This window comes from Halopseudomonas pelagia (assembly GCF_009497895.1).
GTDB lineage: Bacteria > Pseudomonadota > Gammaproteobacteria > Pseudomonadales > Pseudomonadaceae > Halopseudomonas > Halopseudomonas pelagia_A.
The window spans coordinates 2,391,839-2,406,488 of record NZ_CP033116.1; the positions used below are offsets into that span (position 1 = coordinate 2,391,839).

The 14,650-nt window shown below is 58.2% G+C and carries 12 protein-coding genes; 3 read left to right on the plus strand and 9 right to left on the minus strand.

What is annotated here, in order from left to right; translation table 11 throughout:
• Positions 1–102: 102 nt before the first annotated feature.
• The 9 genes from EAO82_RS21120 to EAO82_RS11325 form a co-directional block, all read right to left on the minus strand.
• Complete coding sequence (locus tag EAO82_RS21120; protein ID WP_321540944.1) at positions 103–633, minus strand: UGSC family (seleno)protein; 531 nt, start codon at positions 631–633, stop codon at positions 103–105.
• The gene (locus EAO82_RS11290; protein ID WP_096345806.1) at positions 630–2,066 is read right to left on the minus strand and encodes a thiol reductase thioredoxin; all 1,437 of its coding nucleotides are present in this window, start codon (positions 2,064–2,066) and stop codon (positions 630–632) included. Before EAO82_RS11290 ends, EAO82_RS21120 begins: the two co-directional genes overlap by 4 nt.
• Positions 2,067–2,210: 144 nt before the next feature.
• Positions 2,211–3,650 carry a methyl-accepting chemotaxis protein gene (locus tag EAO82_RS11295; protein ID WP_096345807.1) on the minus strand — a complete coding sequence of 480 codons (1,440 nt, stop codon included), beginning with the start codon at positions 3,648–3,650 and terminating at the stop codon, positions 2,211–2,213.
• Positions 3,651–3,918: 268 nt separating this feature from the next.
• Positions 3,919–5,136 (minus strand): beta-ketoacyl-ACP synthase I, encoded by a 1,218-nt coding sequence (gene fabB / locus EAO82_RS11300; protein WP_096345808.1) that lies wholly within the window; start codon positions 5,134–5,136, stop codon positions 3,919–3,921.
• An 11-nt stretch (positions 5,137–5,147) separates the two neighbouring features.
• Positions 5,148–5,663 (minus strand): 3-hydroxyacyl-[acyl-carrier-protein] dehydratase FabA, encoded by a 516-nt coding sequence (fabA, locus tag EAO82_RS11305; protein WP_096345809.1) that lies wholly within the window; start codon positions 5,661–5,663, stop codon positions 5,148–5,150.
• A 209-nt stretch (positions 5,664–5,872) separates the two neighbouring features.
• Positions 5,873–7,423, minus strand: a complete 1,551-nt coding sequence (locus EAO82_RS11310) for a class I adenylate-forming enzyme family protein (protein WP_096345810.1) — start codon at positions 7,421–7,423, stop codon at positions 5,873–5,875.
• 94 nt (positions 7,424–7,517) lie between these two features.
• Positions 7,518–9,452 (minus strand): ATP-binding protein, encoded by a 1,935-nt coding sequence (locus tag EAO82_RS11315; RefSeq protein ID WP_096345811.1) that lies wholly within the window; start codon positions 9,450–9,452, stop codon positions 7,518–7,520.
• Positions 9,449–10,372, minus strand: a complete 924-nt coding sequence (locus EAO82_RS11320) for a hypothetical protein (RefSeq protein WP_096345812.1) — start codon at positions 10,370–10,372, stop codon at positions 9,449–9,451. Before EAO82_RS11320 ends, EAO82_RS11315 begins: the two co-directional genes overlap by 4 nt.
• A 61-nt stretch (positions 10,373–10,433) precedes the next feature.
• Entirely contained in the window at positions 10,434–12,629 is a 2,196-nt protein-coding gene (locus EAO82_RS11325; RefSeq protein WP_096345813.1) for a TonB-dependent receptor plug domain-containing protein, read from the minus strand.
• Between the two features lie 146 nt (positions 12,630–12,775).
• Here EAO82_RS11325 and EAO82_RS11330 point away from each other — a divergent pair, with 146 nt between their 5' ends.
• Genes EAO82_RS11330 through sixA form a run of 3 tightly spaced genes read left to right on the plus strand, consistent with a single transcriptional unit; the run spans position 12,776 to position 14,603 of the window.
• The gene (locus EAO82_RS11330) at positions 12,776–13,822 is read left to right on the plus strand and encodes an NAD(P)H-dependent glycerol-3-phosphate dehydrogenase (RefSeq protein WP_096345814.1); all 1,047 of its coding nucleotides are present in this window, start codon (positions 12,776–12,778) and stop codon (positions 13,820–13,822) included.
• Positions 13,822–14,136 (plus strand): DUF4389 domain-containing protein, encoded by a 315-nt coding sequence (locus EAO82_RS11335; protein ID WP_096345815.1) that lies wholly within the window; start codon positions 13,822–13,824, stop codon positions 14,134–14,136. Before EAO82_RS11330 ends, EAO82_RS11335 begins: the two co-directional genes overlap by 1 nt.
• The gene (gene sixA / locus EAO82_RS11340) at positions 14,133–14,603 is read left to right on the plus strand and encodes a phosphohistidine phosphatase SixA (protein ID WP_096345816.1); all 471 of its coding nucleotides are present in this window, start codon (positions 14,133–14,135) and stop codon (positions 14,601–14,603) included. Before EAO82_RS11335 ends, sixA begins: the two co-directional genes overlap by 4 nt.
• Positions 14,604–14,650 lie beyond the last annotated feature (47 nt).

The following is a 14,650-nucleotide window of genomic DNA, read 5'->3' on the forward strand; positions in this document are numbered from 1 at the left end:
ACGGACGTACTTGCCGCGTGTCTTGTAGCAGAGTGCCCCATTTGCCCAGAGCACCAATCTTGACGATCAAACCTTATGCACGGGCCGCAAGGCCCGTCACCATCACGAGTCTTGCAGCGTTAACGCCTCCAGAATACTCTCGAAAGCGTTGTCGGCCAGTGCGCGCAATTCGTCATCGGTACGGTCCTGAATCGGGTGAGGAACAAACACCATTTTCGGGTCCATGCCCAATGCCTTGGACTGCAACGCTGCCGCTTCAACAAATTCGCTGGAAGCTATGCCTACGCCGGGGATCTGCCGGCCTTCCAAGTCGCCTATATCATGCATACAGCACGAGGTACAGGAGCCTCAGTCAGCCAGGCCTTCCACCAGCAGATCACACTCACTGGCGATCTGTTGTTTCAGATCCGTGGGGGCAATACGTGCGAAAGTAGGTTTGCGATAGCGTTTTACCTCGATGCCGCGCTCGCTGAGCAACTCATCCAGACGATCCAGCAGCACGTTGCCACGTGCCTTGGAAATATCCAGCAAGCCGACAGTCAGCCCCTCCAGTGTGGCGGGTCTGGCCGTCAACGCGCGGCTAGCTGCCGAGCGTTCAGCGGTCGGGTCGAGCAATACGGTCGGCGATATCATGCCGTTACCTCCTTGCTAACCGGGGTGGAGCCAGTAGGGCCGGAAGCGGCCCAACCAGCGATAACGGCGGAAAACAGACCAGCCGGGCCACCGGCCCTGACGATCAGCAATCCACCAGGTCGAAACTTGGGTAGATCGGCGCCGGCCAAATTTTCCGGCATGCCTTCGGTAATGTCTTGAGCGCCCATCACCAGATCCTTGCCCGGCAGAGTCAGAAGGCGAGCTAGCTCTTCGTGCAGACGCGCCTTGCTCCAGCCGGCATCGGTAAATACCCTGCAGTGTTCGGGCGATACTACCAGGATGGCGTCGCCGTGCATGACCAGCTTGTAGTGATCGACCGCGCGCAGTGAAAGGGCAAAACTGCGCGCCAGGGATTCGGGTGTGCGGGATTTCTGATCGACGATCGCCTGCACGCCCTCGGCGGCAAATAGCGTGACCACCGATTGGTCCTTGGTAAAGCCGCGCTCCACGGCCAGAGAATCCCACTCGCTGTCTTCAGCTTCGGCAAAGCAGAAGCTGTATTTGCCAGGGGTACCCATGGTTGCGCGGTCAATCTCGCCGGGTCGGCCACCGCCGACATTGCGCACGACCAACTGCAGTGCGCGGCCAATACTGGCGTTGGCGCGGTTGCCCTGACCCAGGCAATTGACACCGGAGTTCATGCCGATACGTTTGGCTGCTGGACCGTTTACCAGCACCAGTGGGCCGGCAAACATGGTGGTGCAGAGCAAACCGTGCATGCCGAACTCGTCAATCAACGCAGCCTCGACGGCAGCCAGCACCACGGGCATATATTCAGGTTTGCAGCCGGCCATGACCGCATTGATCGCGACTTTTTCCACGGTGCAGGGCACCAGGTCCGGCGGCATCAACCCGAGCACTTCGTCGGCTTTGCGCTCGGTGCCCTGCAACATGCGGTACACGCGCTCGGGTGTGGGTGGCACAACGGGCAGACCGTCGCTCCAACCACGCTCATGACAGGCTTCTATCGGATCTTCACTCTCGCCGATTTCCACCTCACGAGACTGAAAGGTAACGGCGCCAAAGCGGATTGCCAGCTTCTCTGCCATGCCCGGATCCTGGGTTTTCGACCCGCAGCCGGGGCGGGAAGGGGGCAGGTCCGAGCCAAGACCAGGCATGCCGGTCAGTTGCTCCCAATCCTCGCGGAACCAGCCATAGGTGCGGCTCTGTTCCTGGCCGTTGGCGCGATGAATAAGGGTAGGGACGATTTCACAGTCCAGCTGCCAGGACCACTCCAGCGTGTCGTCCTGGATCTGTTGGCCGGCGCCCACGTTGAAATCGGCGGTGTCCTGCACAATAACCGTGAGCGGTTGATCGCCGCTGGCCAATTGAGCCAGTACGGGTTCGATCAAGGCGCAGGTCGGGCAGGCGCGCTTGAGGATGACAATGAGTCCATCAGGTAGTGTTTGCATAATTGAGTTGTAGCAGTTTGAGCGCTACAGGCAAGCACTATCATTGGGTTTGATGGTGCTCGCCCACTGTCGTATATCGAGACGGGTATCTGCCTTACCTTGCGCTGACTAAGGTGTCTCACGGTGGTATTTCCGCTGGGCGCTTCAGCTGGCTATTGCGGTCAGCTGTGGCCTTCCGCTGGTACCACCATGCTCCAGCAGTGCAGACAGGCGCACGTCAGCTCCAATCACATAGCGCAATTGCCCATTCTCGGAAAACACCGGAGCTGAGAGGGTAAAACAAAAGGCATCGGTAGCCGAGGAGCGGTAAACCGGACTGATCTGCGGGGTGAGCTGATCTTTGACCTTGCGAAACCAGCTTCTGCTCGACCAATTGCTACCCTTCATGCTCTTGGCGCTGCTGGATTCAAGATCTGGCGCCAGAATGTTTTCGCTGACCTGCATGCCATCTGCACCCACCAGGTACATCAATTCAAAGCGGCCATCCTGTACCAGGCAGCTACGCATCAGTTGCTCGGCTGCCCCGATGCCTGAGCAGATCGCGGGTTCCTTCGCCAATGCGACCACGCGCTCGCGAATTTGTTGGTGGACTGCTAGCTGAAATTCGCCCAGCCCCTCCAGCAGACGGTCACTCTCCAACCGGACCGCATCACTGTGTTCGCGGACCTGGGTAGCGCTTTGCTTCAGGTCACCGGCAACGTCAGCGACTTTTTGCACGTCGGCGCTGACCGAGCGTACGGCCGCGCCGATCTGCTCTGTACCACTGGCCATGCCAGCCACGCGTTGATCCAGTTGGGCCATGGATTCGGTCGCATGGCTGAGCCCCTGATCAACCCGTAAAATGCCTTCGCGGCCGTCGGAGATGGCCTGGTGCATGCTGTCCCCGGCTTGATGAAGTCTTTGCATGCCGCCGCGCAGGCCATTGATGATCTGCCCGACCTGATCCGTTGCCTGGGTGGTGTGGCCCGCCAAACGTCGTACCTCGTCGGCGACCACCGCAAAACCACGGCCTTGTTCACCGGCGCGGGCCGCTTCAATAGCCGCATTGAGCGCCAACAGATTGGTCTGCTGAGAGATGTTGGCGATCATCGCGATCACCTGGTTGACCTCTTCAAGCTGCTTGCTCAGGGTCTGGATTTCCGCTGCTAGCGATTGTTCGGTTGCCTGTATGGTGTCGACCTGGCCGAGCACCAGTTGGCTGTCGGTTTCGCAAGCCTGCAACTGGGTGGATACGCTGCTGGCCAGATTCGCCACGGCAGTCGCGCCCGGCACCAGTTCCGACTCCAGGCTCGCACTGATTTCCTCGATCGCACTGGCGATCATCTCCGAGGATTCGGCCAATTGGTCGCCCTGAGTTTCTGTTGCTCTGGCAATGCTCGCCAGTTTCGGCGCATGCGCAGCTATCCCCACGGCCGCGTGCAGGCTGAGCGTAATGCGCTGCTGCAGTTTGCCGGTCAATCGACCGATTCTGCCAAGCAGGCCGGCTTGTTCCGGCACGGTGACACTCAGATCCAGGTGATCGAACAGCCTGTCCAGCTGCTCGGCTCCGTTTCTATCCTTGCGGGAGAAGTTGAAAAGACTCATGACAGGTTCCTTGGCAGAGTTAGGCTATCAATCTGATATCAGTCTTTGCTGCCAAGCAAATAGAGTGCCACGCTCTAGCCTGCGGATTCGCCCGCCTGGAGGCCATTGCATGCATTGATTTGGTGCGGGGGGGCTTATGGGAGAACGCAATGGTGCGTCGGCAATCCCAGCTAGTGCATCTGGAGTGGCGGGCGCGGACCGGTCAGTCGGTTGCGCAATAAAAAACGGGCGCCGTTAGCGCCCGTCTTGTGCTGCAGTGTCGATGCTGTCAGGCGCCAGTCCAGCGCTTGAGTACCAGGGTGGCGTTGGTGCCGCCAAAGCCGAAGCTGTTGGACATCATCAGGTTTGCAGCTTCATCGGCGCGTTCGAGCAGAATCGGCAGGCCGGCGGCATTCTCGTCCAGCTCGTCGATATTCGCCGAAGCGGTGAGGAAGTTGTCGCGCATCATCAGCAGGCAGTAGATGGCTTCCTGTACGCCAGCAGCGCCTAGTGAGTGCCCCGAGAGGCTCTTGGTCGAGCTGATCTTCGGTGCCTTGTCACCAAACACTTCACGGATCGCCTTGAGTTCTGCGACGTCGCCTACCGGTGTGGAGGTGCCGTGAGTGTTGAGGTAATCGATAGTGCCATCAACGGTAGCCAGGGCTTGCTGCATGCAGCGCACTGCGCCTTCACCGCTGGGTGCGACCATATCGTAGCCATCGGAGGTAGCGCCGTAGCCAACCACTTCGGCATAGATCTTCGCGCCGCGAGCCAGGGCATGTTCCAGTTCTTCAACCACCACCATACCGCCGCCACCCGCGATGACGAAACCGTCACGCTTGGTGTCATAAGCGCGCGAGGCTTTCTCGGGGGTATCGTTGTACTGGGTGGAGAGGGCGCCCATCGCATCGAACAGCATCGACTGCGACCAATGTTCTTCCTCACCGCCGCCAGCAAAGACCATGTCCTGTTTGCCGAGTTGAATCTGCTCCATGGCACTGCCGATGCAATGCGCACTGGTGGCACAGGCGGAGGAAATCGAGTAGTTGATGCCCTTGATCTTGAATGGCGTGGCCAGACAGGCGGAAACGGTGCTGCCCATGGTGCGCGGCACGCGATATGGCCCGATCTTCTTGACGCCTTTTTCACGCAGGATGTCGATCGCTTCCATCTGATTCAAGGTGGAGGCGCCGCCGCTACCAGCAATCAGGCCGATGCGGGGGTGGCTGATGTCTTCCGCGCTCAAGCCGGCATCGGCAATCGCCTGCTGCATGGAGAGGTAAGCGAAACCTGCGGCATCGCCCATGAAGCGCTTGACCTTGCGGTCAATGGCGGCTTCCAGATCGATATCGACGGTGCCGGAAACGTGACTGCGCAGCCCCATTTCAGCATATGAAGGGTTATGACGAATCCCCGATTTGCCAGCTTTGAGGCTGGCGGTGACCGATTCCAGGTCCTGGCCCAGGCAGGAAATGATGCCCATACCGGTAATAACGACGCGACGCATGGTGAGTATCCTCAGAAGCTATCGGTAGATGTAAACAGACCTACCCGCAAACCTTCGGCGGTGTAGATTTCACGCCCATCGACGGCCATGCTGCCTTCGGCGATGCCGAGGGTCAGAGAGCGGTTGATGGTGCGTTTGATATGGATGGTATAAGTGACTTTTTTCGCAGTGGGCAGTACCTGGCCGAAGAACTTCACTTCGCCGGAGCCCAGTGCGCGGCCTTTGCCTTCATAGCCGAGCCAACCGAGGTGGAAACCCACCAGCTGCCACATGGCATCCAGACCCAGGCAGCCAGGCATGACCGGGTCGCCCTCAAAATGGCAAGCAAAAAACCAGAGATCAGGATTGATATCCAGTTCGGCGACGATCTCGCCCTTGCCGTATCTACCGCCGGTTTCGCTGATGTGGGTGATGCGGTCGATCATCAGCATGTTGGGGGCGGGCAATTGTGCGTTTCCGGGCCCGAACAATTCGCCACGGCTGCATTTAAGCAACTCTTCCCGGGTGTACGCATTCTGTTTAGACATGTTGGCTCCTGCTCAACCCCGTTCGGTGGGGTGCGATTAATTCGGCTCTGCGGTGCTTACGGTTTTATCCGCCAGCGTAAGCTCAGACAGCCCGTACCGGTTCAGAGTCACAACCGGGACCGGACTGGCGAGTCAGGCGTTGAGGATACCTGCGATGGGAGCCGAGGACAAAGTTTCTCTGCCCCCGACTAACGGCGGGTTGCGCTGAATCAATCCAGCTCGCCATATTGCGCCTGGAACTGATCACGCAGTTCGCGCTTGAGCACTTTGCCAATCGCGCTGCGCGGCAGCTCATCGGTGAGAATCATGCGGTTGAGTCGTTGGGTCTTGCCAACCCGCTCATTGAACCACTGGCAGATGGCCGGTGCGTCAGTGCTCACGCCAGGTCGCAGTACCGCATAACCTACCGGCGTCTCGCCCCAGCTGCGTGATTGCACACCGATAACGGTCACTTCCAGCAGGTCAGGATGCTTGCGCAACTCCTGCTCCAGATCGCTGGGATAGATGTTGAAGCCACCACTGATAATCATGTCCTTGCGTCGGTCCATCAGCGTCAGGAAGCCTTCTTCATCGAAGCGGCCGACATCGCCCGTGCGAATAAAGCGCTTGCCTTCGGCGTCGTACCACTCCGCTTCGGCGGTCTTTTCCGGCTTGTTCAGATAACCGGTCATCATCGCCGGGGAGTGGCCGACCACTTCACCTATCTCGCCGAAGGGCAGTTCCAGGCCCTCTTCGTCGATCACGCGCATATCGTGATTTTCCAGCGGCTTACCGACAGTGGCGAGCTTGTCTGGAAACTGGTGCGCAGCGAGCATGCAGGAGCCACCGCCTTCGGTCATGCCGTAGAACTCGATCAGGCCGCCCGGCCAGCGCTTGAGAATATCCGCCTTGAGCTCTGCGTGGAAAGGCGCACTGGTGCTGAACTTCATATGGAAGGAAGACAGGTCATATTGATCAAAATCTTCGCGCGCCATGATTCGCTGGTACTGAACCGGCACCAGCATGGTGTGAGTTGCTGACAGCTGCTCGGCGAGTTTCAGATACTTGGCCGCGTCGAATTTGGCCATCAATACCACGGTACCGCCCAGGCCGATCGATGGCAGGAAGGAAACCAGCGTGGTATTGGAGTACAGCGGGGTAGAAATCAACGTCACGCATTGCGGGCCATAATCGAACACGATGCCGCGTTGAATGTGCGACCAGCGCATGCCGTGCGATTGCACGATGCCCTTGGGCTCGCCGGTGGTGCCGGAGGAATAGATGATATTGAACGGCATCTCCGGGGTGATGGTCACCGGAGCAGGCGTGGCGTCAGCGAGCCAGTGGGTAAAACTCTGATCAGCACGGCTGTCATCCATGCTCATCAGCTTGATCTGATGTTGTTCGGCGGTTTTGCCCAGTGCCTGATCCACGGCCTGATCGACAAACACCAGCTTGGCTGCCGAGTCGCGGATCATGGTTACCAGACCTTCCGGCGTGGAGGAGGGTGCCAGTGGCGCGACAACCACACCTGCGCGCAGAGCGCCGATATACAGCAAGGCATAGGGGATCGAATTGCTGCCACAGATGGCGATGCTGTCGCCGGGCTGGAAGCCGTCGCGTTGCAGTGCTGCCGCCACTTGGTCGACCTTTTTGTTCAACGCCGCGTAGTCAAGCTGCTGATCATCCTGAATCAGCGCAGGATGGCTGCCTCGGGTCTTGGCGTGCAGGGCGATGAGGTCAGGCAGTACGCTAAAAGGCGTTTCAAGGGTGATGGTCATGGTGACGATACTCGCAGGCTGTTGATGACAGCTGCGTAGTATCGCCGCTCGGTGCAGCCTTGCACAGGAGTGAAATAGTGGTGGATCAGCGCGGTCAATGATCGGCTTTTCTCGCCTGCAACTGGTCATCCACCGCTTTTTGCAATGCCTGGCGCGACAGTGGTTTGCTGAGGAAACCCTGCATGCCAGCGTCGACACATTGTTGCCGGTCATCAGGCATGGCGCTGGCAGTCAAGGCGATGCAACTGATGGGGGCGTGTTGCTGCCTTTGGCAATGCTGCAAGTATTGGCGATAGACGGTAAGGCCGTCGATATCAGGTAGCTGAAGATCCATCAGGATTACCGAGAAGGCTTGATCGTCCATGGTCAGATAGCTCAGCGCGGCCTGTCCGCTATCCGCGGTGATGACGCGATAACCCAGGCTGTGCAGCATGCCCTCGATGACCATCTGGTTCACCGGATTGTCTTCCACCAGCAGTATCGGTAGCTCTCCAATCATTGCGGTTGGCGGGATGGCAGTGTCGGGCGTCTCGGCCAGCGTGTCGGTCAAGGGCAAGGTCATTGTCAGGGTAAAGCATGAGCCTTGACCTTCAATGCTTTGCGCCTCCAGGCTACCGCCCATTTTCAGCGCAAAGGTCCGTGCAATGGACAGACCGAGACCGGTGCCGCCGAAGCGTCGGGAGGTGCTGCTGTCAGCTTGCTGAAAGGCCTGAAACATGCTTTCCAGCCGTTCAGGCGCGATGCCGATGCCGCTGTCGCGAATCTCGCAGCGCAGCCGGATATTGCGCGCATCGGTATCTGCCAGCCAACTGGCATCGATCTCGATGCGACCCTGCTCAGTGAATTTAAGCGCGTTACCGATCAGGTTGACCAGTATCTGCCGGATCCGGGTCGGGTCGCCGATCACCGTGGGCGATACGGGATTGCCCTGGGTGTGTGTGATCAGGGAGAGGCCCTTTTGCGCGGCGGTGTGCTCGAACACGGTCACGGAATGATTGATCAGATCGGGCAGGTTGAAGGCTATTTCTTCCAGGTCCAGCACGCCGCGTTCGATACGAGAGAAGTCCAGGATGTCGTTGATGACCCTCAGCAGGTGATCGGTAGATTCGCCGGCAATCTGCACATACTCGGCCTGCTCATTGTTCAGCTCGGTGGTGTCCAGTAGCTGCAACATGCCCAGCACGCCGTTCATGGGTGTGCGTAGCTCGTGGCTCATCATGGCGAGAAAATACGATTTTGCCCGGTTGGCGGCTTCGGCCTCTTCCTTTGCTGTATTCATCTGATCCAGCGCTTGCTGTTGCTCAAACGCCGACTGCTGTAACGCGCCTGCGAGGGTGTTGATGTTATGCATCAACTTGCCCATTTCGTGCTGCTGATCTTCGGTCAAGCGAGTGTCCAAATGCCCATCCTGCAGCGCTTGAACCGCTTGGCTCATGCGTGCCAGCGGACTTGACAGGGCGCTGGCGAGCCGCAGCGCCAGTATCAGCGCTGCCATGATCACCAGCGCTGCAAGCAGCAGGGCGCCGAGCAGAATTTCATCCTGTCGATCATCGAAGGCTTCGCGGCTCAGACCCACCCGCACCTGCCCGAGATAGCGGGACGCCTCGTCGCCTTGCATCGTGGGGGCATCCAGCAGGTAGAGCTCATTGCGTAATGGAATGCTTTGGCGCTGAATGTCGGCCGCGAAGTATTGCAAAGGGGCGGGCTGTGCTTGTTGTGCTTCGGACTGCAAATCCAGCATCAGTGTGCCGGCTTGGTCATATACCTCCACGCTGCGCACATGCGGCGTGTCCAGAGTGCCTTTGATCAAGCTTTCGAGTGTCTTCAGGTTGCCGCTGATCACGCCGTATTCAGCGGTAGGTGCCAGTTGCTTCGCGATCAGCGCACCGGTGTCCTGTAACTGACGACTCACGTCATCCAGGCGTGCGCTGACAAAATAGGCGAAGACCACCAAACCCAACATCAGCGCGGGGGCCAGGGCGATCAGAATCAGCCGGTTGTGAATGCTGCCGGTGTTCCTTGGGCTCATTGGCCCACCTCCTGTTGTCTCAACTGGCTGCTCAGAGCATCGTCATCCGGCGGCGGGAAGCCGAGAGAGCGGGCAACCTGAGCGTTACTGAGAACGGAAAAATATCGTGGGTAGCTGATCACGCCGCCGCGCCAGGGCGCATCGAGTAAATCATCGACGCTCTGCGCCATCTGCTCAGGTGTGCTGTAGGTGGTACTCAGGCTGCCGGCATTGATAAAAGGGGCGCTTGGGCCGATCAGCACTTTGTTACGGGTGTAGCTGCTGAGCAAAATGGTCTTCAGATTGTCCGCGTTGTAGATATTCGGATCGTCCAGGGCAACCAGCACGTCGCTGCGATCAAGCAGATCGATCATCTGCCTGCCAAGTTGCGCCTGTTTGTTGAGAGGCATACTGACCAGGTTCAGCCCGAGAGCTGCAGCGGATTGCTCCCATTCAGCCAGTTGTGCTTGATGCTGCGGTGTAAACAGCGCACCGATATTTTCTATTCTGGGTATCAGTAGTTGCGCCAGTCGCAGTTGCCTGGACGGTGCAGGGTTGGCCAGCAATATCTGCACCGACTTTGCCGGGGACGATTTCCCAAGATCGGGCAGACTGCTGCGGCTGATATAGGTAGCGATGGTTGGCGTATCAAGCTTCTGGTTGAGCCGCCATTGCAGGCTGCGACTGCCCATGGTTATGAGGCGGGAGGCATCGGGGGCAGAGCTTGAACTGGCAAGGCTGTGGACCAATACGTCATCGTAGCGGCGCTGTTCGCGCAGACGTTCGACGAACTCTTCGGTCAGGCTGCTAGGCTCGGGAATGACCACCAGCAGGGTGTCGGCACGGGCGACTGCGCAGACCAGCATGCAGCAACCAATCAGCAGCAGGCGAAGGCGATTCATCGCCCAGGTGCCTTGGTGATTGGTCTCTTCATGCGACATTCCCTGTCTAGTGCTCTATCTATACGCAACAGCGATCGCTGCTGCGGATTGCTATGGTGCCTCAGAAATTGAGCTCGGCACTAAGATAATAATGGCTGGGGCTATTAAACTGATTTTCCGGCCAGGTCAGGCCCTCGTCATCCAGGCGGTACTGCCAGGTCAATGCCAGGTTGAGACTGCTTGAGTTGCTTAAATCAAAGCGCTTGGCAATGCGACTGTCAAGCCGCTCGAAGCGACGCTCATTGAGCATGTCGGCGCCGTAGTAAATCAGGCTGCTTTCAATCTTGCCTGGCCATTGTCGCAGCCAGGCCGCAGAGCCACTGTTACGGGCTGTCAGGCGCTGGTCGAGCCTGTTGGAGGCTACGAAATCGACGTATGCATAGGTCAGTCGCAAACGGTCGTCGTTCGTCAGTTTCCAGTCGAGTTGGGATTCAGCACCGGTGAAGCGCGAAAAGCTGCTGTTGTCGGGTACGAAATTCACGATCTGCAAAGGCTGGCTGATCATGTTACGAATTTCGTCATAAAAGCCTTTTATGTCGATGGACAGACCCAGTTGATGGAAGTAACCATTGTAGCCAACCTCGTATGAACGCATCTCTTCCTGTTTGAGGTTGCCGGGGCCTTTCGCGACTGCGTAATACTGATTGCTGCCTGAAACGGGGCCGCTGAGGTTGTCGGCGGTGTAGGTCCATTGGGCGTTGTTTTCATACATGTCAGGTGAGCGCACGGCTTCGGAGTACACTGCTCGCAGGCTGTGGGTGGGTTGGATAAAAAAATGCGCGGCGATCCTGGGCGAGAGGGAGAAGCCACTCAGTTTATCTTCTTCGGCCATTACACCAGCATGTAATAGCCAGCGGTGGTGAGGCCGATATTCAATGTTGCCGAATAGCTGGCCTATGTGATTATTGACCTGCCCGCCGAACAACGTGTCGGAGTCTGCCTGGTCGTATCGCATGCTGCCGCCGAACACGGTCCGCAGGTTATCGGCGAGCTGCATGGTGTTCTGTATCTCTACTTCATATCGCGTTTCACGGAGGTTTTCATTCAAGTCCCAGCACGCCGGCTCGCCATTGCGCGCGGCGGCGTGTTCAGCCACTACGCCCTCGATCACCGGCCAGTACTCTTCAGGCATGTTGTCGCGAGTCATCAGATAGTTTTTCGCAAATACCGGATCACCCCACACGCCGTTCTTATCGGTCAAAATGTCGTTGATCCGCCGTGGGAAAACACTCCCGAGCTGATAAAGCTCGCGCAACTCTGGCGAAAACACTATTGGTGAATCGCATGCACGCCAGTCAGCCAGGCGCTCCATATGTTGCACATAGGTTTTGATGTCAAGACGATGGTCAGCCGACAAATCGTTTTTCCAGTGAAGCTGCGCAAAGTAGTCGCGCGACGTCATATCCGAATCAGGGTTGTGTGACAGTATCGTCTGGTCATAAAGAAATGGGCTGTCTTCTACCCCTTCGGCCAGTACCGAATAGTCATTTGCACGTTGGCTGGTTCCCTCTTTTGCGCCGAATTGCCAGCTCAGACTCTGGCTGGCTGATAAAGTGGTGTCACCGAGCATATTGAAGGCGTTGAGACGTCTGCCGTCGCGAAAGTCATTGCCCTCATCATCGGAGTCAAAACCGCTGTCCTCCTTGCCAAATACGCTGAGGCGGGCCAGGCTGTTGCCGAATTTGAAGCCCTGACTGCCATACAGATCCTTTACGCCGCGGTCACCTTGGGTGATTTTCAGGCGTGTACCCTGGGCCAATTCCGGGCGCGTGGAAATAATATTGATCACGCCCATCAGCGCGTTGGCGCCATAGGTGACGGTATTCGGCCCGCGAAACACTTCGATGCGCTCGATGTCTTCAATCGCCAGGGGAATGTCAGTCCAGTCCACGGTGGCCAAACCGGGGCGATACACCGATCTGCCATCGACCAGCACCTGCATGCGACGCGCTTCAGTCGTGTTGGTGCCATGGTAGTTCACGTTGGCACTATGTCCGGAGAGGTAGCCCACCTTCATACCCGGCACCAGGCGCAGTATCTCGGGAATGTCCCGGGCTCCGCTGGCGCGGATCAAGTCGCGATCGATAACGGTCATGCTGCCCGGCACTTCAGCCGGCGACTGCTTGAGTCGGGTGGCGCTGAGTACCGAAGGCAGTTCGGTGTCGCCAAGGGTCAAATCATCCATTGCAGTAGCAGGAGTGCTGGCGAGCATGCATAGCAGCGGCAATAAAGGATACTTCAAATGTGATGCCATCATTTTGCGACCATTCAGGTTCTTGTCGGCCCATCTTACCCAGAGGCGGCTTTTTTACCACCTTTGGGCAACTGATTTATCGGCAGCGCCCCATTTAGCCTTAGCACGATTTATACTGCGCCTATCAATCACTGTTCCAAGGATCTCAGATGACCGATTACAAGACGCCTGTCTGCATACTGGGTGGCGGTAGTTTCGGCACGACGCTGGCAGGACTGATGGCTGCAGAAGGTGTACCTGTCACCCTGTGGCTGCGGGATGAAAAGGTAGCCGAGGAAATCAACCGACTGCACGAGAATCGTCGCTACATGCCGGGTTTCAAGCTTGATCCGCGGCTGACGGTGAGCACTGATATGCAAATGGCAGTGGCTAATGCCGAACTGGTGTTTCTAGCCATTCCCAGCAGCGCTTTTCGCTCGGTGCTCAAGGACATCGGACCGGCTCTGGCCGGCAAGGGCGTGATCAGTACCACCAAGGGTATCGAACAGCCAGGCTTCCTGATGATGAGCGATATCGCCGCTGAAGAAGCGCCAGAGGCCCGCGTTGCTGTGCTCTCCGGTCCCAATCTGGCCAAGGAGATGGCGGCCGGTGAGTTGACCGCCACTGTGGTAGCGAGCGATGACCAGGCGCTCTGTGCCCAGGTGCAGGGCGTGCTGGGCAGCAAGCGCTTGCGCGTGTACGCCAGTCAGGATCGATACGGCGTAGAGCTGGGCGGCGCATTGAAAAACGTCTATGCGATCATTTCCGGCATGGCAGCCGCGATGGGTATGGGCGAGAACACCCGGAGCATGTTGATTACCCGTTCGTTGGCGGAAATGAGTCGCTTCGCCGTGCATATGGGTGCCAATCCGCTGACCTTCCTGGGCCTGGCCGGTGTGGGCGATCTGATTGTGACCTGTATGTCGCCGTTGTCGCGTAATTACCAGGTGGGATTTGCGCTGGGGCAGGGTAAAACACTGGAGGAGGCGGTTGCCCAGTTGGGGCAAGTGGCCGAAGGCGTTAATACGTTGCGAGTACTGCGGCAGAAGTCCGAGGAAGAGGGTGTTTACATGCCGCTGGTAGCGGGCTTGCATGCAATCCTGTTCGAACAGCAGCCGCTGGCGGCGGTTATCAGTCGCCTGATGAGCGCTGAACAGAAGCACGATGTGGAGTTTGCCGCATTCATGTCCACTACAGCGGTGCAGGAGAAACCTTGATGAGTAAACTGAATCAATCCGTCGGCTCGGCCGATTTCTGGCTGCGCCTGCTCTATACCTTGCTCTTGGCGCTCGCCTGGCAGGTTACGGAGTTGCTGTTGATAGCGGTAGTGATACTCCAGATCGGCTACCGAGTGTTCACTGCCAAGGCTGACCCCAGGTTGGCTGAGTTCGGCAGTAGCTTGTCGGCGTACGCCGCGCAGATCGGCCGCTACGTTACCGGCGCGTCGGAGCAGAAACCCTGGCCGTTCATGGAATGGCCAACGGACAACACGGCGGCACCTGTCTCTGAAGCGCCCGCCGAGAAAATATGAAGATCTGGATTCTGCGCCATGGTCAGGCGGAAGGGTTGGCGCCCAGCGATGAGTTGCGAGCATTGACCGACGAAGGTCGTGAAGAGGTGCAGGTGATGGCGGCGCAATTGGCCGGCCAATCCCTGGATGCCGTTCTGGCCAGCCCTTACCTGCGCGCCCAGCAAACAGCTCAGATTGTGCAGCAGCAGACACAACTGCGCCGTGGCGTGGCCACAGTGGCTTGGCTGACTCCGGATGATGACCCGCGCCGGGTGCTGGATTTCCTTGCTGAGCGCGCGGAACAGAACTTGTTGCTGGTTAGCCACCAACCCTTGGTCAGCCAGTTGATCAGCCTGCTGGTCGAGGGTAATCGGGCAGGGCACTACCCAATGCCAACCGCCGGACTGGCGTGCATCGAACTGGACCTCCCCGCTGCCGGTCTGGGTCAACTGCGGCTCCTGACCAGCCCGGCCGATCTGCTTAACTGATCACGCAACCAGTACACGGGGCGGCCGATATGCCCTTTATTGCGTGC

Excerpts from the sequence above, each read along its gene's own strand:
- fabA (WP_096345809.1), bottom strand. The coding sequence starts at position 5,663 with ATGTCTAAACAGAATGCGTACACCCGGGAAGAGTTGCTTAAATGCAGC.
- EAO82_RS11310 (WP_096345810.1), bottom strand. The coding sequence starts at position 7,423 with ATGACCATCACCCTTGAAACGCCTTTTAGCGTACTGCCTGACCTCATC.
- EAO82_RS11315 (WP_096345811.1), bottom strand. The coding sequence starts at position 9,452 with ATGAGCCCAAGGAACACCGGCAGCATTCACAACCGGCTGATTCTGATC.
- EAO82_RS11290 (WP_096345806.1), bottom strand. The coding sequence starts at position 2,066 with ATGCAAACACTACCTGATGGACTCATTGTCATCCTCAAGCGCGCCTGC.
- EAO82_RS11325 (WP_096345813.1), bottom strand. The coding sequence starts at position 12,629 with ATGATGGCATCACATTTGAAGTATCCTTTATTGCCGCTGCTATGCATG.
- EAO82_RS11330 (WP_096345814.1), top strand. The coding sequence starts at position 12,776 with ATGACCGATTACAAGACGCCTGTCTGCATACTGGGTGGCGGTAGTTTC.
- EAO82_RS11295 (WP_096345807.1), bottom strand. The coding sequence starts at position 3,650 with ATGAGTCTTTTCAACTTCTCCCGCAAGGATAGAAACGGAGCCGAGCAG.
- sixA (WP_096345816.1), top strand. The coding sequence starts at position 14,133 with ATGAAGATCTGGATTCTGCGCCATGGTCAGGCGGAAGGGTTGGCGCCC.
- fabB (WP_096345808.1), bottom strand. The coding sequence starts at position 5,136 with ATGCGTCGCGTCGTTATTACCGGTATGGGCATCATTTCCTGCCTGGGC.
- EAO82_RS11320 (WP_096345812.1), bottom strand. The coding sequence starts at position 10,372 with ATGTCGCATGAAGAGACCAATCACCAAGGCACCTGGGCGATGAATCGC.
- EAO82_RS11335 (WP_096345815.1), top strand. The coding sequence starts at position 13,822 with ATGAGTAAACTGAATCAATCCGTCGGCTCGGCCGATTTCTGGCTGCGC.